Here is a 21,677-nt window from a genome sequence, read left to right as displayed (position 1 = left end):
TTATGACTCAACATCCACGTATTGGAATTCGTCCAACCATTGACGGACGTCGCCAAGGTGTTCGGGAATCACTAGAAGTACAAACCATGAATATGGCTAAAAGTGTGGCGGACTTGATTAGCTCAACCTTGAAATATCCTGACGGTCAGCCTGTTGAATGTGTTATTTCGCCATCTACCATCGGTCGTGTCCCTGAGGCAGCTGCATCGCATGAATTATTCAAAAAATCAAATGTCTGCGCGACTATCACAGTGACACCATGCTGGTGCTATGGCAGTGAAACCATGGATATGTCACCAGATATTCCGCATGCAATCTGGGGCTTCAATGGCACTGAACGGCCAGGAGCTGTTTATCTCGCTGCAGTACTGGCTTCACATGCTCAAAAAGGTATTCCAGCTTTTGGTATTTATGGCAGAGATGTCCAGGAAGCTAGCGACACTGAAATTCCAGAAGATGTAAAAGAAAAAATTCTCCGTTATAGTCGGGCTGCTTTGGCAACAGGACTGATGCGTGACACAGCTTACTTGTCTATGGGCAGCGTCTCCATGGGAATTGGTGGTTCCATTGTCAACCCAGACTTCTTCCAAGAATACCTGGGCATGCGCAATGAATCAGTTGATATGACGGAGTTTACTCGTCGGATTGACCGAGGCATTTATGACCACGAAGAATTTGAACGGGCCATGGTTTGGGTCAAAGAGCACATCAAAGAGGGTGTGGATCGCAACCGCGAAGACTTGGTTCTTTCTCCTGAAGAAAAAGCAAAACAATGGGAATTTGTAGTCAAGATGTTCATGATTGGCCGGGACCTCATGCAAGGCAATCCTCGCTTGGCTGAGCTTGGCTTTGAGGAAGAAGCTGTTGGGCATCATGCCTTAGTTGCTGGCTTCCAAGGTCAGCGTCAATGGACTGACCACTTCCCGAACGGGGACTTCATGGAAACCTTCCTCAATACTCAGTTTGATTGGAATGGTATCCGTAAGCCTTATGTCTTTGCAACAGAAAATGACTCGCTCAACGGTGTGTCCATGCTCTTTAACTATCTCTTGACAAATACACCGCAAATCTTCGCAGATGTCCGGACTTATTGGAGTCCAGAAGCGGTAGAACGTGTAACAGGACACAAGTTAGAAGGCCAGGCAGCTGATGGCTTCTTGCACTTGATTAACTCTGGCTCTTGTACTCTGGATGGAACGGGGCAAGCCAGTCGAGATGGCAAGCCAGTCATCAAGCCATTCTGGGAATTGAAGCAGAGTGAAGTAGATGCGATGCTTGAAAATACAGACTTCCCACCAGCCAATCGCGAATACTTCCGTGGCGGCGGCTTCTCTACTCGCTTCTTGACCAAGGGTCATATGCCTGTGACCATGGTGCGCTTGAACATCCTGAAAGGCGTAGGTCCGGTCTTACAAATCGCTGAAGGTTATACCTTGGAATTGCCAGATGAAGTGCATCATACCTTGGATAATCGGACAGATCCGGGCTGGCCAACCACTTGGTTTGCACCGCGTTTGACAGGAAAAGGTGCCTTTAAGTCTGTCTATGATGTTATGAATAATTGGGGAGCCAACCACGGTGCCATTACCTATGGCCATATCGGAGCGGATTTGATTACGCTGGCTTCTATGCTGCGTATCCCAGTCAATATGCACAATGTACCAGAAGAAGACGTCTTCCGTCCGAAAAACTGGTCATTGTTTGGTACAGAAGATCTGGAATCAGCCGACTATCGCGCTTGCCAATTATTAGGGCCAATTCATAAATAAAGATTTTGGGTGGGCGTGCCTCTTTCTGGGCACGCAGCCTACCCAATAGAAAGAGAGTAGCTTAGATGACCAAGACAATTATTCTAGCCTGTGTAGGTGGCTTAACAACCAGTATGTTGGTAGAGCGAATCAATGAAGTTATTCATCGTGACCAATTGGATTATTCCTTTTATTCCATTGGGATTACGGGTATGAATAACTTGAAGAATATCGATGTCTTATTGCTCAGCCCGCAATTAGCCTATTTAGAAGAAAAGGCTAAAGCAAGCCTACAGGTGCCGGTCGCAGTCATTAGTGATGAAGATTTCGAATTAATGAGAGGCGAAGAAGTGCTTCGTCAGGCTGAAGTATTGATGGACTAGGCCTATGACAGGACAAGACAAAGGCTCAAGCCAAGAGCTGATGCGACTGATTATCAAGAGTAGTAAAGTGACTGCGCAAGTCATGCAGAGTTTGGAGTTGGCTCAGTCAGGTCAGAAGGAAGAAGCAAATGCTGAGTTGGAACAAGCGAGAAAACTCAGCGTGGAGGCTCACAACTTACAGACCAGCCTTATCCAGTCTGAACAGAGTGGTCAAGCCAATCCTCCAAGCCTGCTGGCGGTCCATGCTCAGGACCATTTTATGAATAGCCATTTATTACTCGAATTGGCCGCCGTATTTCTCAATCAAATAGAAGAAATCGAAGATTTAAAAGCAAGAATTGCAAAACTGGAACAGGTAGGTGAGTAGCATGGATCATCCTGTCATATTAGAAATGAAGGGCATTGTTAAAAGTTTCGGTCCAGTCCGAGCCTTAAAAGGGGTCAATTTTGACTTGCGGGCTGGTGAAGTGCATGCTCTAATGGGTGAAAATGGGGCTGGTAAATCCACTTTGATGAAGGTCTTGACTGGTATCTACGGAGCAAATGAGGGTACCATTCATTACAATCAAGAAGAGGTGGTCTATTCCAAGCCCAAGGAAGCAATGGATGCAGGGATCGTTATCGTTCACCAAGAATTGAATATGATGAACCATCTAACAGTGGCTCAAAATATCTTTATTGGACGGGAAGAAGTTCAAGGCAGCTTCTTTATTAACGATGCATCCAGTATTAAGAAAGCCAAAGAACTCTTTAGTCTCTTAAAACTAGACATCAACCCAACTGAAAAAGTAGGAAATCTGACGGTTGGGAAACAACAAATGGTCGAAATCGCCAAGGCCCTCTCAATGGATGCCAAAGTGATAGTCTTTGACGAACCGACAGCAGCTCTGACTGAATCGGAAATCAATGAGCTCTTTGTCATCATTGACGACCTGCGTGCAAAAGGTGTCGGTATTATCTACATTTCTCACCGGATGGATGAGATTGCCCGAATCACAGACCGCGTGACTGTTATGCGGGACGGCGAGTATGTAGGCACAGTCAATACCAAAGACACCACCAAAGATGAAATCATCTCGATGATGGTTGGACGGACGATTTATGAAGATCCTAAGGCTGCGTCAACAGTAGCAGAAGATGCCCCTGTGGTGCTGGAGGTGAAAAACCTCTGTGCAGGAACGGCCGTTAAAGATGTGAGTTTCAAACTCCATAAGGGAGAAATTTTAGGTTTCTCAGGATTGATGGGAGCCGGTCGGACAGAAGTTGCCCGTTTGCTGTTTGGTGCAGACAAAAAAGAAAGCGGTTCCATTGTTATAAATGGGAAAGAAGTAAGCATCAATTCTCCTCAGGATGCCATTCGGGAAGGGATTGGTTACTTATCTGAAGACCGCAAGCGCTTTGGCTGTATCGTGGACATGACCATTGCCAACAATACGGTCATAACCAATCTTGATAAGTATATCAAGGCTGGCTTGATTGATGATGGTGCTATTGTCAAGGCGAGTGATCAGTTTGTTCAATCTTTACATACCAAGACACCGTCATCCAAACAGCTGGTTCGCAATCTTTCGGGAGGAAACCAGCAGAAAGTGGTCATCGCCAAATGGCTTGAACAAAATAGTGATATTTTAATCTTTGATGAGCCGACACGAGGGATTGATGTCGGAGCAAAAAGTGAAATATACACACTGATGAATGATCTGGTTGCTCAAGGCAAATCCATTATTATGATTTCGTCAGAACTGACAGAAATCTTACGGATGAGCGATCGAATCGTAGTCATGTGTGAAGGTAGAAAAACGGGTGAGCTGGATATTAGCCAAGCAACGCAAGAGAGAATCTTGGCGCTAGCGACTGACCGTTAAAAGTGAAAACAGAGGTGTTTACGTATGGAAGAGAAACAATCCTTATGGATGAAATTAGAAAAAACAGTTGGTTTACAAAAGCTGATTGCCTTGATTGCCTTGGTGGTAATCTTTGCCTTCTTTGCCATCTCCAGCGAATCATTTCGTTCGTTTGATACGGTAGTCAGTATCTTAGATGCGTCATATTATATTGGTTTCCTTGCCATTGGGGTCACATTTGTCATCATTACAGGTGGTATTGACCTCTCTATTGGTACAGTGATGATGTGCTCGGCTATTATCGGGGGTGTACTTCATACCAAGATGGGCTGGCCGCTCTGGCTGTCTTTGCTGGCTATTCTAGTCATTGGAGGCTTATTCGGCCTGCTAAATGGAATCATGGTCGCAAAATTCGGTTTGCCGCCTTTTATCGCGACATTGGGTACGATGATGATTTCCCGCGGTTTAAGCTCTATTGTCTCAAATGTCCAAAGTGTGACCTTCCCTCTTCGTGGAACAGGTGAAGGTTGGTACAAAGATTTATTCCGAACCCAGGATAATTTCCCGACAGGCTTAATCGTGCTGGTGCTTGTGGCTGTCCTTGCTGCGGTAGTATTGAACAAGACAAAAATTGGCCGCTATATCTTCGCGATTGGCTCCAATAAAGAAGCTACTCGTCTGTCTGGGGTCAATGTTGTCAAATGGGAAGGCATGGCCTATGTCATAGGCGGTCTGTCAGCAGGGCTTGCTGCCGTTGCTTATGCGGCCACCTACTCTACGATTCTGCCAGGTACTGGTAACGGTATGGAGCTGGATGCGATTGCCGGTGTCGTAGTAGGGGGAACTTCTCTAGCTGGTGGTGTCGGATCTGTTATTGGTACCATTATCGGGGTCTTCATCATGTCAGTCCTGAAAATTGGTTTGCCATATATCGACCTACAGCCCCACTATCAACTCTTTATTACTGGTTTTGTTGTTATCATTGCTGTTTACTTTGATATTTTCATTCGCAAGAATAAGAAAAAATAAGTACGGCCCTCGCTATCATATATATGAGTGTATAAAACATAATAGGAGCTTTTATCATGAGAAAATCATTTAAATTTGCTACTGCGGCACTTCTTGCTGCTGCTGCGATTGGACTAGTTGCTTGTTCTTCTAAGAAAGACAGTAATAAAGCTACAAACAGCAAGGGTGGAGACTATCGGGTGGAAGTAATTGCCAAAGGTTTCCAACATGACTTCTGGAAAGCCGTTAATAAGGGTGCTGAACAAGCTGCAGATGAATTTGGCGCTAAGATTACTTTTGTCGGCCCTCAAAATGAAACCGCTATCGCAGAACAATTGGAACAGTTGAACAATGCCATTAACAAAAATCCAGATGCGATTGCCCTAGCAGCGCTTGATACCGAATCAGAGTTAGATGCTATTAAACAAGCCCAAGCGAAGAATATCCCACTGATTGGTTTTGACTCAGGGGTTCCAGGTGCACCAGACGGAGCAATCAAAGCAACCGCCTCTACAGACAACCATGCTGCTGGAGCCAATGCAGCAGAACACTTGTTCCCATTGTTAGAAAAGAAATTGGGCGACAAGCCGGTTCGTATCGGGGTAGTTTCCCAAGAAGCAAACTCACTGTCTATCACACAACGGACTTCCGGTTTCATTGATAAGATGGTTGAGTTGCTAGAAAAGAAAGGCATTAAGACTGCGGTTGTTGGTCATGATAAATTCAAAAACAATGTCTCTGAATCAGATGCCAAAGCTATCATTGAAGTTCGTGTACCAGCACAGGTAGACGATGCAGCTGGTAAGACAGAAGCATCCACTGTGCTTGAAAAATCAGATACAGTCGCTATTTACGGTTCAAATGAATTTGCAGCCAAAGCTATCATCAACGCAAATGGCAGTTTCAAGGAATCTAAGCTCGGTGCAGACAAGATTTTGGCTGTCGGTTTTGACTCAGGTGCCTTGCAGCAAGATGCGATTCGCAACGGTCTCTTTGTAGGATCTGTTACGCAAGACCCGATTCAAATCGGCTATCAATCTGTAAAATTAGCTATTGAAGCGGCTCAAGGGAAAGAAGTCAAAGATGTAGACACAGGCTCAAAATGGTATGATGCCAAGAACATCGACTCTGATGAAATTAAACCATTGCTTTACCAATAATCAAAATTGTTTGTAAAGATTGGTGTATTGGAGGAGATGAGAATGACATTGATGAAATTACTGGCCATTGACCTAGGTGCTAGTTCAGGTCGTGTCATGCAAGCAATTTACAATGGCCATAGTATCCAGCTATCAGAAGTTCATCGCTTCAAAAACGAGCCGATGAACGTGAATGACGGTCTTTATTGGAATATTTTGCATCTGTTTGGAGAAATCAAGATTGGGATCAAGAAAGCTTCAGCAGATGGGATTCATATTCGATCCATATCCGTTGATACATGGGGTGTGGACTATGCCTACCTAGACCAAAACGGAGATCTGCTCTACCAGCCGCATTGTTATCGTGACAATCGTATGGGCCAATACGAAGAAACTTTTTATAAGAAAATCAGTAAAGAGGCGCTTTTTGAGGAGACAGGCGTACAGCCTGCCTGCATTAATACTGTTCTACAAATATTCGCTGATTTGCAGGAAAAGCCCCATTTGGCAAGAGTTGCAGAGCGCGTGCTCTTCATGCCGGATTTGATTAACTATCTTTTGTCAGGTGTTTTATCCAGCGAGTATACCATTGCCAGCAGTAGCGGTCTGCTCAATATCAATTCTCAGACATGGTCTGACAGCGTTTTTGAGACGCTAGGGATTCCTAAAAAGTGGTTTGGTGAGGTGATACAGGGAGGAAAAGTCCTGAGAAGCCTGTCGCCACGGATCACACAAGAGCTGAAAATTGAGCCTTTTGATGTCATTGCTGGGGCTGGTCATGATACAGCGGCAGCTGTTCTGGCTATTCCTTATGCGAGTGAGCAGCCAACAGCTTTTATCTCTTGCGGTACTTGGTCTCTGGTCGGTCTAGAATCTCAGAATCCTGTAACCAGCCAGTCAGCTTTAGAGGCCAATCTGACCAATGAAGGCTGCTTTGACGGACGCTATCGGATTTTGAAGAATACGACAGGTCTCTGGATTATCCAAGAACTGCAGCGGGACTGGCGCTTGCAAGGAGAGGACATCAGCTTTGCTGAAATGGTGAATCTGGCAAGAAACGTCACGAATAATCGCTCTTGGATTAACCCCAATGACCCTATTTTTGCAGCTCCGGGAGACATGGAGGCGAAGGTCAAGGAGCGTTGTCATATGACCAACCAGCCTGTCCCTCAAAGCAAAGGAGAGGTCGTCCGAGTGATCTTGGAAAGTCTCGCTTTTGCCTACCGTCAAACCGTGGAGCAAATTGAGAGCCTGACCGGTCAGAAAATCGAGCAAATTCACATGGTCGGCGGCGGTATTCAAAATGAACTACTCTGCCAGCTGACAGCCGATGTAAGCCAGAAACCAGTCCTAACAGGGCCGATTGAAGCCAGCGCTTTGGGAAATATCTTGGCACAGCTTTTGACCTTGGGTGAGATTCAAGATCGACAGACTGCCCAAAAGCTCATCAAGGATTCAGAAAAGACCAAGCAATACCAAGCTCAAGAAGGTTCAGACTTGGCTCAGTCCTATCAAGAATTTCAAGCAAGTATGAAAGTAGGAAGCTAGATGTTAAAGCATATTCCAACTATTTTGAGTCCAGAATTGGTCAAGTATCTGATGGAGATGGGGCACGGAGATGAAGTGGTCATTGCCGATGCAAACTTCCCTGCCCATCGGATTGGTCAGCGGGTTGTTCGCTGTGACGGTCACGGAGTTCCAGCGCTGCTAGATGCTATCTTGACTGTCCTGCCCTTGGATGCTTATAGTGATTACCAAGCAGGCCTGATGCAGGTAGTGCCGGGAGATCCGACCGTACCAGTCATCTGGGATGACTACAAGGCTTTGTTAGAAAAGCACTATCCAGGTACAGCCATTAAAGAATTTGAACGCTTTGATTTCTATGAGCAGGCGGAAAAAGCTTATTTGGTTATCCAAACGGGTGAGGGAGCTCTGTACGGCAACATCATTTTGAAAAAAGGTGTTATTGCCAGCTAATGAAAAAACAGGTAAGAGATGGGCAAGGTTGCTTCTGGAAAGGAGTGTCCTTGTTCCTCATCCTTATCTGGGACTTTCTTTGCTTTTTTTATCAATCTGCTTGTTAAAAAAATCACAAAAATTCTTGCAAAAAGCAGATTTTTGCAGTATCATTATATTAACAACATAAATCAAAAGGAGAAAATATATGTCTACATTTTACGTACCCGCTGTCAATCTTATTGGCAAAGGTGTTGTCAAGGAAGTTGGTCCTTATGTTAAAGAGCTGGGTTATAGTAAGGCCTTGCTGGTGACGGATAAATTTATCGAAGGCAGTGATATCCTGCCCCAAATCCTAGGACCACTAGATGCGGAAGGTATCCAGTATGTGATCTTCAGCGATGTTGAGCCAAATCCGACTTGTGAGAATGTCATGGATGGTGTGGCTGCTCTCAAGGAACACAACTGTGATTTCATCATCAGTGTCGGCGGAGGTTCACCACAGGATGCGGCTAGCTGTATTTCAGTTATTGCGACAAATGGTGGCAAACCACAAGACTACGAAGGCTTACACAAGTCTGCTAAGAAAGGTCTGCCAGTAGTGGCAATCAATACTACAGCGGGAACTTCAGCTGAAATTACCATTAACTATGTCATCACAGATGAAGAACGCAAGGTTAAGATGGTTATGGTGGACAAGAATAGCTTGGCCCTAATCTCAGTCAATGACCCCGAACTCATGGTATCCAAACCAGCTGCCCTCACAGCAGCAACAGGGATGGATGCTTTGACTCACGCAGTCGAAGCTCTCGTCACACCAGGAGCATACGGTGTAACCAAGAAATTATCTATCGGAGCTATTGAACTTATCAAGGAATACCTTCCTCGTGCGGTTGCCAATGGCCAGGATATTGAAGCGCGTGAAGGCATGGTGAATGCCATCTTCCTTGGCGGTATGTCCTTTAACAATGCTGGTCTAGGTTATGTTCACTCCATGGCTCACCAGCTTGGGGCAGTTTACAATCTGCCGCACGGTGTCTGCTGTGCCATGCTCCTGCCAGTTGTAGAGCGTGAAAATGCTAAACGGGTACCAGAAGCTTTCCGCAATGTTGCCAAAGCTCTTGGCCTGCAAATCGAAGGAAAGATTGATGAAGAATGTGCAGCTTATGCCATTTCTGAAATCGAAAAACTGTCTGAAACGGTTGGTATTCCGAAGAAACTCACTGAACTTGGTATCGAAGAAAAAGACTTTGACTTTGACTACCTATCTAAAAACGCTTTGATTGATGCTTGCGCGCCAGGCAATCCATTCATGCCGACTCTAGAAGAAACGATTGCTTTATATAGAGAACTCTTCTAAGAACGAAAAAATTCTGCTGAAACAAACAAGGCTCTGCATGACTCTAGCTTGCAGGGCTTTTTTTATAAGAATGAGAAAGGACTTGATGGCAATTCTGATTACAACTGTAAATTTATTTTAAAAAATTATGTAAAATATATTGACAAATAAATTCTGTCATGATAAAATTACAACTGTAAACAAAAAAGTTTACGTAAATTTAATCAGAAGGTATGAATACAGCCGGAAGGCACTTATTTTTGGGAGGATTAAAAATTATGTAAAATCATCTTCTTCTGAAAGAAATCTAATTCACTCATAAAAACAAAGACTAATTTTGTCTTAATTTTTGGAAATGAAATAAGTTATGTAAGATAATAGATAGGAGAAGATCTCCCAAATGAATATTTATAGTAGATAAGGAAAAGATTTCTTATCTGAAATTTTAGCAAAATAAAAAATTATGTAAAATAAAATATAAAAAAGTGAGGCAATGCTATGAACAACAACTACAACAATTTTAACAATATGGACGACCTTTTCAACCAACTCATGGGGCGCATGGGCGGCTACAACAGTGAACACCGGCGCTACTTGATTAATGGTAGAGAGGTCACACCGGAAGAGTTTGCTCAGTACCGTGCTACTGGCAAGCTCCCCGGTCAAGGAGCGGGTGAGCAGACTAGCCAGACTGCTGCTCAGGGACCTAAGCAGGATGGTATCCTGGCTAAGCTAGGTCGCAATCTGACTCAGGACGCTCGTGATGGTAAGTTAGATCCAGTCATTGGGCGCAATAAGGAAATCCAAGAAACTGCTGAAATCCTTTCCCGCCGGACTAAGAATAATCCAGTTCTGGTCGGAGATGCAGGTGTCGGAAAGACCGCTGTCGTAGAAGGATTGGCTCAGGCTATCGTCAATGGTGACGTGCCAGCGGCCATCAAGAACAAGGAAATTATTTCTGTTGATATTTCTGGTCTGGAAGCTGGTACTCAATATCGTGGTAGCTTTGAAGAAAATATCCAAAACTTGGTCAATGAAGTCAAGGAAGCCGGCAACATTATCCTCTTCTTTGATGAAATCCATCAAATCCTAGGAGCAGGATCTATCGGTGGAGATAGTGGCTCTAAGGGCATGGCGGATATTCTCAAACCAGCACTTTCTCGTGGAGAGTTGACCGTTATCGGGGCTACTACTCAGGACGAGTACCGTAACACCATTCTCAAAAATGCAGCTCTGGCTCGCCGGTTCAATGAAGTCAAGGTCAATGCACCATCTGCTGAAGATACTTATCAGATCCTTCGAGGTATTCGGGACCTGTACGAAAAGCACCACAATGTCATCCTGCCGGATGAAGTGCTGAAAGCAGCTGTGGACTACTCTGTCCAGTATATTCCACAGCGGAGCTTGCCAGACAAGGCCATTGATCTGGTCGACGTGACTGCTGCCCACCTGGCAGCCCAGCATCCAGTAACCGATGTTCATGCGGTTGAACATGAGATTGCTGAACAGAAAGACAAGCAGGAAGCAGCTGTTGAAAAAGAAGATTATGAAGCAGCTCTGAATGCCAAGACCCGCATTGAAGAGCTGGAAAAGAAAATTCAAAACCACACCGAGGATATGAAGGTGACTGCTACGGTCAATGACGTAGCAGAGTCTGTTGAGCGGATGACGGGAGTGCCGGTATCTCAGATGGGTGCCAGCGACATTGAGCGCCTCAAGGGCATGAATGACCGTCTCAAAGCCAAAGTTATCGGCCAAGACAAGGCTGTAGCAGCTGTGGCTAGGGCTATCCGCCGAAACCGTGCGGGCTTTGATGAAGGCAACCGTCCAATCGGAAGCTTCCTATTTGTTGGTCCGACAGGTGTCGGCAAGACTGAGCTGGCTAAGCAACTGGCTCTAGATATGTTCGGTACCAAGGAAGCCATCATCCGTTTGGATATGTCAGAATACTCCGACCGGACTGCCGTTTCCAAGCTGATTGGTACCACTGCGGGCTATGTCGGCTATGATGATAACAGCAATACCTTGACTGAGCGTGTGCGCCGCAATCCTTACTCTATCATCCTCTTGGATGAGATTGAAAAGGCGGATCCACAGGTGATTACCCTTCTCCTTCAAGTTCTGGATGATGGTCGTTTGACAGATGGTCAAGGGAATACAGTCAACTTTAAGAACACGGTTATCATTGCGACTTCCAATGCCGGATTTGGCTATGAAGCAGGCTTGGAAGAGGATGCAGAAAAGCCTGATCTGATGGATCGACTCAAAGCTTATTTCCGTCCAGAGTTCCTCAATCGTTTCAATGCAGTTATTGAGTTCTCTCATCTCAAGAAAGAAGATTTGATGGAGATTGTGAATCTCATGCTGATTGAAGTAAATCAAACCTTGAGCAAGAAAGAAATTGATCTGGTAGTATCTGATGCAGCTAAGGAATTCCTGCGCGATGCTGGTTATGACCAAGTCATGGGTGTTCGTCCACTCCGCCGGGTCATCGAGCAGCAAATTCGTGACAAGGTGACTGATTTCCACTTAGATAATCTAGATGCTAAGCACTTGACGGCCGATTTGGAAGATGGTGTCTTGGTTATCCGGGAAAAAGGCGCTGCCGCATCTGAAGAAGACAAGCAGGCAGAATAAAGCTTACTAAGTTAATTAAGTTTTCAAAGACCTCCTTCTTAGATGAAGGCAGGTCTTTTTTGTTGAGTAGGAATTCAAATATCTCCCCTTTCTGGAAATAAATTAGCATTTATCCCAAAATCTCAACTTAATCCTTCTTGACAGCACCTAAAAGAAATGTCACTATTAGGTATATAAAAACATTGGAATCTGATGCTGATGAAAAGCTAGGATTGATTAGGAAGTATTGGTAAAATGAAACAAACTATTGATATTTCCTAAGCAGTCGATGACTCGAATCAACCTAGCTTTTCTCAAATAAGATATTAGGCTCGCATGCTTTAGGATTTTCAAGGAAAAATTTAGACAATTTGGAGGAAAGCAGCAATGACAACTTTTCTAAAAAGCAGGCAACTTTATGAAGCCAGTATATTAGCCTATCAGGGGGAACAACTCTATTTGGAAGAAAACAAGGGACAGATGACGAGTGACACGCCTTTTGTCACTGCCAGTATTTCCAAGTTATATACTGATGCGATTGTTTTCCAGCTGATTGACCAAGGAAAGCTGACCTATGATACAGGATTGACGGATATTTTACCGCCAGAAGTGACCAAGCATTTGTCTCAAGCGGAGAAGGTTACTGTACGACATCTGCTGGATCAAATATCCGGCTTTCCGAATTATGAAATGGACCGTCAAATAAATGGAAAGGTTTTGATAGATGACTTGTACAAAGCCGATCGGCGGGTACCTTTTGAAGAAGCCCTGGAAATGATAGCAGAATTACCTGCTAAATCATGTCTGGACGGAGATAAAGCCTACTACGCTGATATCAATGCTATGCTCTTAGGTAAAATGGCTGAAACAGTGACTGGCCAGACCGCTGAGGAACTGTTAGAGCACATCATTTGCCAGCCGCTTCAGCTTAGTCAGACCCATTGGGGGACAGGCTATGAGAAACTTGCTCCCCTATACAATGGCAAGCAGTCTATAGCTTTTCAAGCCTATCTTTCCAGTCAAGTCTACCAAGGCGGTATTGTGGCGACTAACAGGGAGTTAATGACCTTTATCCGTGCTTTCTTTACTGGCAGATTGTTTGCAAAGTCCCATATTCAGCAGCTGGCTTTTCGCCCTATTCAATTCCGCCCTCTCAAGTATGGCAGCGGTATGATGCAGCTGACAATCAGCTCCTTCATGTCTCTCTTTTTCGGTGGCGCGCATGAAATTCGTGGCCATAGTGGGATAACAGGAAGTTTTGCCTTTCATTGTCCAGAAAAGGATGTCTTTGTCACAGGTACCTTCAACCAGACAAAAAAACGTCCCTACCCTACTATTTTTCGGGCTATTGCGGCCGGTGTCAAGAGACAGAAGGATTTAAAACAAGAGAGATGAATAATTTTTTGACGAAAGGAGACTGCTATGAAACAGTCCATAACTACAATTAAGCGCAATGTCATTATCTTTGCATTCTTCAGTACCCTATGTGGCTGGATTGGTTATGTTGTTGATAAAGTAACCGGCCAAGCTCATTACGAAAATATCGGAACAGAGATAGGAAGCGGCTCTTTAGGGATGCTGATTTGGCTGGTAACTCCCTTAATCTGTACCATCTTTCTTAGAAGCTTTGGCAGAGACGGCTGGAAAGAGGCAGGGTTCTCCATTAATTTTAAAAATAACAAAAAATTATACCTGATTAGTTTTTTAGTCTACCCTCTTGTTACGATGATAGTGATATTCTTGGGATTGATGACACAAGGCATCAGAGTGACAGATGTGAAGGTTGAGTTCACAGCCTATCTTGGAATCTTGCTCACACAGATAGGAACTCAATTCATAAAAAATATTTTTGAAGAATCTGTTTGGAGGGCATATCTTACCAATCAATTAATCAAATTAAAATTATCCGACTTAAAATTATATCTACTTGTTGGCTTTATCTGGTGGATTTGGCATCTGCCTTACATTATGAAGTTTCTGTCTGAGAGAGAAATCCAAAATACCTTGCCGGTTGGAAGGTTTACATTCTTCCTTATAGGGATGATAACTGTTGCATGTTGGACGGTCATGTATACAGAGATTTTTAGAATTACCAAATCTGTTTGGCCTCTAGTTATTATGCACACTATGGAGGATGCAGTTATAAGTCCTTTACTATTACTAGGATTTGTCTCGGTAGAAAAAAATCAGGCTTTCCTCTTCTCGCTTTCAGTGGGGATGATTCCGACTATTCTTTATTTAACAGTTGGTCTAGTGATACGAAAATGGAGAAAAAACAGGAGTATGGAAAGTCGAGCTAACAGAGTAATATAAGACGATAATGTTGATTTATTTTTCTATTAAATAGAGGCAAAAGACTCTCAAAAGTCTATAAAATTTGAAAAGTTGACATTTCAATGAATTATGTTCTAATTTTTTTGTAATTTTCAAGTTTTTATATATGTAAATGTCAAAAAAAAGTGTATAATGGATTAGTAAATTAAATTTTAGGAGAGGATTTAATTATGAAAAAGTTGGATATTACAACAATGCCTGACTACAGGAAAGTCGAGGCTGTTGTTCAGTTGTTAGTTAATGGAACCTTAACTAGTTATCGGATTGCGACGGATGCAAACATCAGCAAGATGAGTATCCTGACCTTAACTAAAGGGACCAGTAAGATTAAGAACATTACTTATCAAACTGCGATGGCCTTAATTAATTGGTATGAAGAAAACCATGAAAAATATGGCATCACCATTCATCACAAGGCCGCAGGATAGTCTAAAACTATGATGTAGCTCAACCCTAACCCAGCTAACCATTTGGATAGCTGGGTTTTTCTATGCCTCTTGATGAGAGAAGCCAGAGGCGCCGTCGAATTTAGGAGTAGCGATGCTCACTTTCTTACTTTTTTCTGTCCTTAGGGGCAGATTTTTTTGACAGTCCAAGAGTGAACAGTCACCTGTGTAATTCTTGGTCTTTTTGTTACCGCTTTCAAGATTTATAATAAATCTATAAGAATAAGAAAAATAAAAAATAAAGGGGAGTTACCATGAATATCCTTCTTAATATTCTAAATTGGTTCTCGCAGAACATTCTGCAAAATCCAGCTTTCTTCGTTGGCCTTTTAGTGCTAATCGGTTATGCATTGCTTAAGAAACCGGCCCACGATGTGTTCGCCGGCTTCATTAAAGCAACGGTCGGCTATTTGATTCTTAACGCCGGAGCAGCCGGTCTGGTGAATACTTTCCGGCCAATTCTAGCGGCCCTGAACTTTAAGTTCAAAATCGGGGCGGCGGTGATTGATCCTTACTTTGGATTGACAGCGGCGAATACAAAGATTGCGGAAGAGTTTCCAAACTTTGTCGGAACAGCTACAACAGCGCTCTTGATTGGCTTTGGCTTCAACATCCTACTAGTAGCTTTCCGTAAAGTCACTAAGATTCGGACTCTCTTCATCACTGGTCATATCATGGTTCAGCAGGCTGCTACTGTATCACTGATGGTGCTCTTGCTGGTACCGCAGCTGCGCAATAGCTGGGGAACTTTGGCTATCGGCCTCATCTGTGGTCTCTATTGGGCTGTCAGCTCCAATATGACTGTTGAAGCTACTCAGCGTTTGACTGGTGGTGGTGGTTTCGCCATTGGTCACCAGCAGCAATTTGCCATCTGGTTCGTTGATAAGGTTGCGCCTTTCTTTGGTAAAAAAGAAGAAAATCTGGACAATCTGAAGCTGCCTAAGTTCCTGTCTATCTTCCATGATACAGTTGTTGCTTCTGCAACTTTGATGCTAGTCTTTTTCGGTGCCATACTCTTAGTCTTGGGGCCAGATGTTATGGCCAACAAAGAAGTTATCACGACTGGTACACCATTTGACCCTGCCAAGCAAGACTTCTATATGTATATCATTCAGACAGCCTTTACCTTCTCTGTCTATCTCTTCATCCTCATGCAAGGGGTGCGCATGTTCGTCGCTGAGTTGACTAATGCCTTTCAGGGTATTTCAAGCAAGCTCTTGCCAGGTTCCTTCCCCGCGGTGGATGTGGCAGCCTCTTATGGATTTGGCTCACCAAATGCCGTTCTTTCTGGCTTTGCCTTTGGTTTAATTGGTCAGTTGATTACCATTGTGTTGCTCATTGTTTTCAAAAATCCAATCCTGATTATCACTGGTTTCGTTCCTGTTTTCTTTGACAATGCAGCGATTGCAGTCTATGCCGATAAACGTGGTGGTTGGAAAGCAGCCCTTGTCCTATCCTTCATTTCAGGTGTGCTTCAGGTAGCTCTTGGTGCTCTCTGTGTGGCTCTGCTGGGCTTGGCATCTTACGGCGGCTATCACGGTAATATCGACTTTGAAATTCCATGGTTAGGTTTTGGCTACATCTTCAAATATCTGGGTATTATCGGTTATGCTCTGGTTTGCTTCTTCTTCTTACTCATTCCTCAGCTGCAATTCGCTAGAGCTAAGGATAAGGAAGCCTACTATAAGGGACAAGTACAAGCAGAAGACTAAACTTCTATGATTATAAAATAAGATTTCGGAGGAAACTAAAATGGTTAAAGTATTAACAGCATGTGGAAATGGAATGGGATCATCTATGGTGATTAAAATGAAAGTGGAAAATGCACTTCGTAATTTGGGACAAACAGACTTTACAGTCAATTCTTGCAGTGTCGGAGAAGCTAAAAGCTTAGCTTCGGGCTACGATATTGTCATTGCTTCTCTGCATTTAATCAATGAATTGGAAGGCCGAACCAATGGAAAATTAATCGGCTTGGACAACCTGATGGATGATAAGGAAATCACTGAAAAATTAAGTCAGGTATTGTAAGAACTTCTATCTATGAAGATGGGTTCTCAGTTAGGGTGGGGTGGTTAGGCTGCCCCACCTTCCTATTATTGTCTATTGTGAGATTGAGCAGGGGATAAAATTCTGGAAAGGATTGAAGATGACCCTTGTATCTAATGAAAGGAAGAGAAATGAATTTAAAACAAGCATTGACAGATAACAAGTCTATTCGTTTGGGTCTTTCAGCCGCAACTTGGCAGGAAGCAGTCAAACTGGCCGTAGAGCCTTTGATTGAGAGCGGTGCTGTTCAGCCTCAGTACTACGATGCCATCGTCGAGTCGACAGAAGAATATGGACCTTATTACATTCTCATGCCAGGCATGGCTATGCCTCATGCCAGACCAGAAGCAGGGGTTAATCGCGACGCCTTCTCCCTGATTACACTGACAGAACCAGTCACTTTTTCAGATGGCAAGGAGGTTAGTATTCTGCTTTCTTTGGCGGCTACCAGTTCCAAGATTCATACCAGCGTGGCCATTCCGCAGATTATTGCTCTGTTTGAGTTGGAAAATTCCATTGAGCGCCTCAAGGCTTGCCAATCAGAAGAAGAAGTGCTGGCTCTGATAGAGGAATCCAAGGACAGCCCTTACTTGCAGGGTCTGGATTTAGATTCCTAATGCATGCTTAGAGATAATTGATTGCAACTGAAACTAAGAAATGAGGTAAAAAGATGTCAAAACAGATTCCAAATTTACAGGTGGCGTTGGACCATTCAGATTTGCAGGGAGCTATCAAGGCTGCTGTCTCTGTCGGTCATGAAGTGGATGTGATTGAGGCAGGAACGGTTTGTCTCCTGCAAGTGGGAAGCGAGCTCGTCGAAGTGCTCCGCAGTCTCTTTCCAGAGAAAGTCATCGTGGCGGATACCAAGTGTGCGGATGCTGGCGGAACCGTAGCTAAAAACAATGCAGTGCGTGGTGCAGACTGGATGACCTGTATTTGCTCAGCCACCATTCCAACCATGAAGGCAGCCTTGAAAGCTATTCAGGAAGAGCGTGGCCAACGTGGGGAAATTCAGGTCGAACTCTATGGAGACTGGACCTATGAACAGGCTCAGACTTGGCTGGATGCAGGTATTTCGCAGGCTATTTACCACCAATCCCGCGACGCTCTTTTGGCTGGGGAAACTTGGGGAGAAAAGGATCTTAATAAGGTCAAGAAACTGATTGAGATGGGCTTCCGTGTATCAGTGACAGGCGGTCTGAATATTGATACGCTCAAACTCTTTGAAGGAGTTGATGTCTTCACCTTCATTGCTGGACGCGGTATTACTGAAGCTGAAGATCCAGCTGCTGCTGCGCGGGCCTTTAAAGATGAAATCAAGCGAATTTGGGGGTAGGCCATGGCACGTCCAATTGGAATTTATGAAAAGGCGACACCCAAGCATTTTTCTTGGCCTGAGCGTTTAGCTTTTGCCAAAGAACTAGGATTTGACTTTGTCGAAATGTCAGTGGATGAGTCGGATGAACGTCTAGCTCGCCTTTCCTGGTCTAAGGAGCAGAGGCTAGAGTTAGTAAAGGCCATTTATGAAAGCGGAGTCCGCATTCCGACCATATGCTTTAGCGGGCATCGCCGCTACCCGCTGGGCTCCAATGATCCAGAGCTGGAAGCTAAGTCACTGGAAACTATGAAGCAGTGTATCGAGCTGGCTCAGGACTTGGGAGTACGGGTCATTCAGCTAGCAGGCTACGATGTTTATTATGAGGAGAAATCTCCTGCAACTCGTGCCCGCTTCCTGAAAAACCTCCGGCTGGCTTGTGATTGGGCGGAGCAGGCTCAGGTCATGCTGGCGATTGAGATTATGGATGATCCTTTTATCAACAGCATTGAGAAATATCTGGCTGTCGCGAAAGAAATCAATTCGCCTTATCTCTTTGTCTATCCGGATACAGGAAATGTCTCTGCCTGGCACAATGACCTTTACAGCGAGTTTCTGCTGGGCCATCAAGCCATTGCAGCCCTGCATTTGAAAGATACCTATGCCGTGACCGAGCAGTCCAAAGGCCAGTTTAGAGATGTGCCTTTTGGCAAGGGCTGTGTTGACTGGGAAGAAATGTTTGCTGTCCTCAAGCAGACCAATTATCAGGGGCCTTTCCTTATCGAAATGTGGTCTGAAAACTGTGAGACAGTAGAAGAAACAAAAGCAGCCATTCAGGAAGCCAAAGACTTCCTCTATCCACTCATTGAGAAAGCGGGGTTGATGTAATGCTCTTACCAGAACTGAAAAAACGTGTCTATGATGCCAATCTAGCCTTGCCTCAGCATGGTTTGGTCAAATTTACCTGGGGCAATGTCTCTGCGATTGACCGAGAGGCAGGCTACATCGTGATTAAGCCTAGCGGAGTCCCTTATGAAAAGCTGTCGCCAGAAAATATGGTAGTTACAGATTTGGACGGCCGTGTCGTAGAGGGAGAGCTTAATCCTTCCTCTGATCTTCCAACCCATGTGGAACTCTATAAGGCCTTCCCTAAGATTGGCGGGGTTGTTCATACGCACTCGACAGAAGCTGTTGGCTGGGCTCAGGCTGGTCGGGATATTCCTTTTTACGGGACGACTCATGCGGACTATTTCTATGGTCCCATTCCAGCGGCTCGTTCTCTGACTGAGGATGAAATCAACCGCGCCTATGAGTTGGAAACAGGCAGTGTGATTATCGAGACCTTCCGCGAGCGCGACATTGACCCAATGGCAGTGCCTGGCGTCACCGTGCGCAACCACGGTCCTTTCACTTGGGGTAAGTCGCCGGAAGAAGCAGTCTATCATAGCGTTGTGCTGGAAGAAGTGGCTAAGATGGCACGCTTTACAGAGCAGATTAATCCACGCGTCGAGCCAGCACCTAAATATCTGATGGACAAGCACTATTTGCGCAAACACGGTCCTAATGCCTATTATGGACAGAAAGGCTAAGCAAAGTTTACTAGAAATGCTTTTACGGCAAGTTGGAGAGAACAGATGCTCTCTCCTTTTGTCGTTTGAGCAGTAGGTCATCTGGGGAGGGGATTCGGTTGGCTTGTCACGTCTCGTTCATCATATTGTAATATCCTAATGTTATAATGTCCTGTAAATTTTTTTAAAGGAGGAATCATGATTTTACTGGATAAAACAAGTTGTGAACTCTTGCGCTACCTGATTAGGCTGCAAGAAGCAGCCACTATTATGACTATTTCCCGAGAGCTAGGCCAGTCGCGTAGAAAAGTTTACTATCATTTGGAAAAAATCAATGATGCTCTGGCGGACTATGAAGAAGAAATCGTTAGCCGGCCGCGGGTGGGGATTTTGCTGACTGAGCAGCAGAAGAATCTGTGCTGGGAGTTGTTGCTGCATGTGGATACCCACAGCTATATCCTGAGTGCAAATGAGCGCATGCAGCTCGTATCCCTCTATATCTGTACGGCCAAGGAGCGAGTAACCATCGAAAAGCTGATGGATTTGACAGATGTCTCGCGCAATACCGTGCTCAATGACCTAAACGATATCCGCAATCAACTGGCGACGGAGCAGTATCTGGTTAATCTTTACTCTACCAAGGCCAGAGGCTATTATCTGGACTGTCATCCTCTCAATAAGATTCAGTATGTACACTCGTTGCTCTATCATATTTTTATTGAGGGTAGCCAAGCTTTCGTAGATGTTTTAGTGAAGAAATTCAAGGAGCTCTTTGCTGGAGAGGTGCTCCTGTCTCATCAACTGCAGAGCTTTCTCAGTCAGCAAGTCCCTTTAGTAGAGCAGGACTTGGGCAAGAAAATCAACAGTCATGAGATTGGCTTTATGCTGGAGGTGCTGCCTTATCTGCTGCTCAGCTGTCGCAATATGGAGCTGGAAGCGAAAGAAGAGAACAGCATCTCTCAGGAATTTAGCCTCATTCGCAAGCGGATCGAGTATCGGGTGGCCAAGCTCTTAAGTGAGCGCATGGAGCATAAGCTAGCCATTCGGCTGAGTGATATTGAAATCTCACTTCTAGCCGTACTTTTACTGTCTTATCGTAAGGATAAGGATATTCATGCGACCAGTCAGGATTTTGCCCAGCTGCAGGAAGCTCTGGAGGCCTTTCTCTGGCGCTTTGAAGCTTCGTCCTATGAGATTGAAAATTGGGATGATTTGCTGCGCAATCTTCTGACCCATTGTAAGGCTCTGCTCTTTCGCAAGACCTATGGGATTATGTCTAAAAATCCGCTCACGCGTCTGATAAAGACCAAGTATGCTGACTTGTTTGCTTTTACAAAATCCTCTGCTGTGATTCTAGGAGAGGCGTGGTTTGTAACGCTGACAGACGACGATATTGCTTATCTGACTATCCATATCGGAGGCTCTTTGAAAAATAGCCAAGCAGAGCAGCAGGATAATCGACAAATCTATCTGGTTTGTGATGAAGGAGTGGGACTTTCAAAGCTACTGCTGAAACAGTGCCGTTATTACTTACCCAATGAGCGTTTGGAAGCTGTCTTTACAACAGAACAGTTCAAAAGTGTTGAGGATGTGCTCACTGCTGACCTGCTTATCACCACCAATGAAGATCTAGAAACAGACCTACCAGTCATTCAAGTTCATCCGATTTTGGATCATGAGGATATTCTCAATATCAGTCATTTTGTCAAGGCTCAGAGTCCTGAACAGGCCAACACTTTTAATCATGATTTGGAAAAACTGCTATCAAGCTATGTCAAAGATGTCAGTCGTTCACAGGAGTTAAAAGAAAAAATTCAAAAATTAGTCCATGAAAAGCTGCTGACTAGCTCCGCTGAGGACACAGAAGACTGGATGAAAAATATTAGCTAGGAAATAGGTCCTAGCTTTTTAGCTGAAAAAGGAATATTTTCT

At 44.4% G+C, this 21,677-nt stretch carries 20 protein-coding genes; all 20 read left to right on the top strand.

Annotation, left to right across the window (positions count from 1 at the left end):
* Positions 1–2: 2 nt before the first annotated feature.
* The 20 genes from HMPREF9389_RS09850 (at position 3) to HMPREF9389_RS09945 (ending at position 21,635) form a co-directional block, all read left to right on the top strand.
* Entirely contained in the window at positions 3–1,769 is a 1,767-nt protein-coding gene (locus HMPREF9389_RS09850) for an L-fucose isomerase (protein WP_032906168.1), read from the top strand.
* 65 nt (positions 1,770–1,834) lie between these two features.
* Positions 1,835–2,131, top strand: coding sequence for a PTS sugar transporter subunit IIB (locus HMPREF9389_RS09855; RefSeq protein WP_002916544.1), 297 nt, complete (start codon positions 1,835–1,837; stop codon positions 2,129–2,131).
* 4 nt (positions 2,132–2,135) lie between these two features.
* Complete coding sequence (locus tag HMPREF9389_RS09860) at positions 2,136–2,498, top strand: PTS lactose/cellobiose transporter subunit IIA (RefSeq protein WP_002927996.1); 363 nt, start codon at positions 2,136–2,138, stop codon at positions 2,496–2,498.
* A 1-nt stretch (position 2,499) separates the two neighbouring features.
* Complete coding sequence (locus tag HMPREF9389_RS09865) at positions 2,500–3,996, top strand: sugar ABC transporter ATP-binding protein (protein WP_002927994.1); 1,497 nt, start codon at positions 2,500–2,502, stop codon at positions 3,994–3,996.
* 48 nt (positions 3,997–4,044) lie between these two features.
* Positions 4,045–5,004: an ABC transporter permease gene (locus HMPREF9389_RS09870; RefSeq protein ID WP_235787851.1), complete on the top strand. Its 960-nt coding sequence runs from the start codon at positions 4,045–4,047 to the stop codon at positions 5,002–5,004.
* 56 nt (positions 5,005–5,060) lie between these two features.
* Positions 5,061–6,143, top strand: a complete 1,083-nt coding sequence (locus tag HMPREF9389_RS09875) for an ABC transporter substrate-binding protein (protein ID WP_002927987.1) — start codon at positions 5,061–5,063, stop codon at positions 6,141–6,143.
* A 42-nt stretch (positions 6,144–6,185) separates the two neighbouring features.
* Positions 6,186–7,670 (top strand): rhamnulokinase, encoded by a 1,485-nt coding sequence (locus tag HMPREF9389_RS09880; RefSeq protein ID WP_032906165.1) that lies wholly within the window; start codon positions 6,186–6,188, stop codon positions 7,668–7,670.
* Entirely contained in the window at positions 7,671–8,099 is a 429-nt protein-coding gene (locus tag HMPREF9389_RS09885) for an RbsD/FucU family protein (protein ID WP_002927983.1), read from the top strand.
* 187 nt (positions 8,100–8,286) lie between these two features.
* Positions 8,287–9,438: an iron-containing alcohol dehydrogenase gene (locus HMPREF9389_RS09890; protein ID WP_002927978.1), complete on the top strand. Its 1,152-nt coding sequence runs from the start codon at positions 8,287–8,289 to the stop codon at positions 9,436–9,438.
* A gap of 477 nt (positions 9,439–9,915) precedes the next feature.
* Positions 9,916–12,054, top strand: a complete 2,139-nt coding sequence (locus HMPREF9389_RS09895) for an AAA family ATPase (RefSeq protein ID WP_002927975.1) — start codon at positions 9,916–9,918, stop codon at positions 12,052–12,054.
* Between the two features lie 366 nt (positions 12,055–12,420).
* Complete coding sequence (locus HMPREF9389_RS09900) at positions 12,421–13,428, top strand: serine hydrolase domain-containing protein (RefSeq protein WP_002927972.1); 1,008 nt, start codon at positions 12,421–12,423, stop codon at positions 13,426–13,428.
* 27 nt (positions 13,429–13,455) lie between these two features.
* Positions 13,456–14,346, top strand: a complete 891-nt coding sequence (locus HMPREF9389_RS09905; RefSeq protein WP_002927969.1) for a type II CAAX prenyl endopeptidase Rce1 family protein — start codon at positions 13,456–13,458, stop codon at positions 14,344–14,346.
* 191 nt (positions 14,347–14,537) lie between these two features.
* A complete protein-coding gene (locus tag HMPREF9389_RS09910; protein WP_002927965.1) occupies positions 14,538–14,795 on the top strand; it encodes a hypothetical protein in 258 nt (85 codons plus the stop codon).
* A 272-nt stretch (positions 14,796–15,067) separates the two neighbouring features.
* The gene (locus HMPREF9389_RS09915; RefSeq protein WP_002927963.1) at positions 15,068–16,525 is read left to right on the top strand and encodes a PTS ascorbate transporter subunit IIC; all 1,458 of its coding nucleotides are present in this window, start codon (positions 15,068–15,070) and stop codon (positions 16,523–16,525) included.
* 40 nt (positions 16,526–16,565) lie between these two features.
* Positions 16,566–16,844 (top strand): PTS sugar transporter subunit IIB, encoded by a 279-nt coding sequence (locus HMPREF9389_RS09920; protein ID WP_002899074.1) that lies wholly within the window; start codon positions 16,566–16,568, stop codon positions 16,842–16,844.
* Between the two features lie 149 nt (positions 16,845–16,993).
* On the top strand, positions 16,994–17,479 hold the full coding sequence (locus tag HMPREF9389_RS09925; RefSeq protein WP_032906161.1) for a PTS sugar transporter subunit IIA: 486 nt from the start codon (positions 16,994–16,996) through the stop codon (positions 17,477–17,479).
* Between the two features lie 53 nt (positions 17,480–17,532).
* Positions 17,533–18,198: a 3-keto-L-gulonate-6-phosphate decarboxylase UlaD gene (locus tag HMPREF9389_RS09930; RefSeq protein WP_002927959.1), complete on the top strand. Its 666-nt coding sequence runs from the start codon at positions 17,533–17,535 to the stop codon at positions 18,196–18,198.
* A gap of 3 nt (positions 18,199–18,201) precedes the next feature.
* A complete protein-coding gene (locus tag HMPREF9389_RS09935; protein ID WP_002927957.1) occupies positions 18,202–19,065 on the top strand; it encodes an L-ribulose-5-phosphate 3-epimerase in 864 nt (287 codons plus the stop codon).
* Positions 19,065–19,766, top strand: coding sequence for an L-ribulose-5-phosphate 4-epimerase (locus tag HMPREF9389_RS09940; protein WP_002927950.1), 702 nt, complete (start codon positions 19,065–19,067; stop codon positions 19,764–19,766). The genes HMPREF9389_RS09935 and HMPREF9389_RS09940 overlap by 1 nt, the downstream gene beginning before the upstream one ends.
* Before the next feature lie 177 nt (positions 19,767–19,943).
* Positions 19,944–21,635 (top strand): BglG family transcription antiterminator, encoded by a 1,692-nt coding sequence (locus HMPREF9389_RS09945; RefSeq protein WP_002927947.1) that lies wholly within the window; start codon positions 19,944–19,946, stop codon positions 21,633–21,635.
* Positions 21,636–21,677: the final 42 nt, after the last annotated feature.

Source organism: Streptococcus sanguinis SK355, assembly GCF_000212855.1.
GTDB classification, from domain to species: domain Bacteria; phylum Bacillota; class Bacilli; order Lactobacillales; family Streptococcaceae; genus Streptococcus; species Streptococcus sanguinis_A.
The sequence above is the reverse complement of the archived record's forward strand: the minus strand, read 5'-3'. Positions and strand labels throughout refer to the sequence as shown.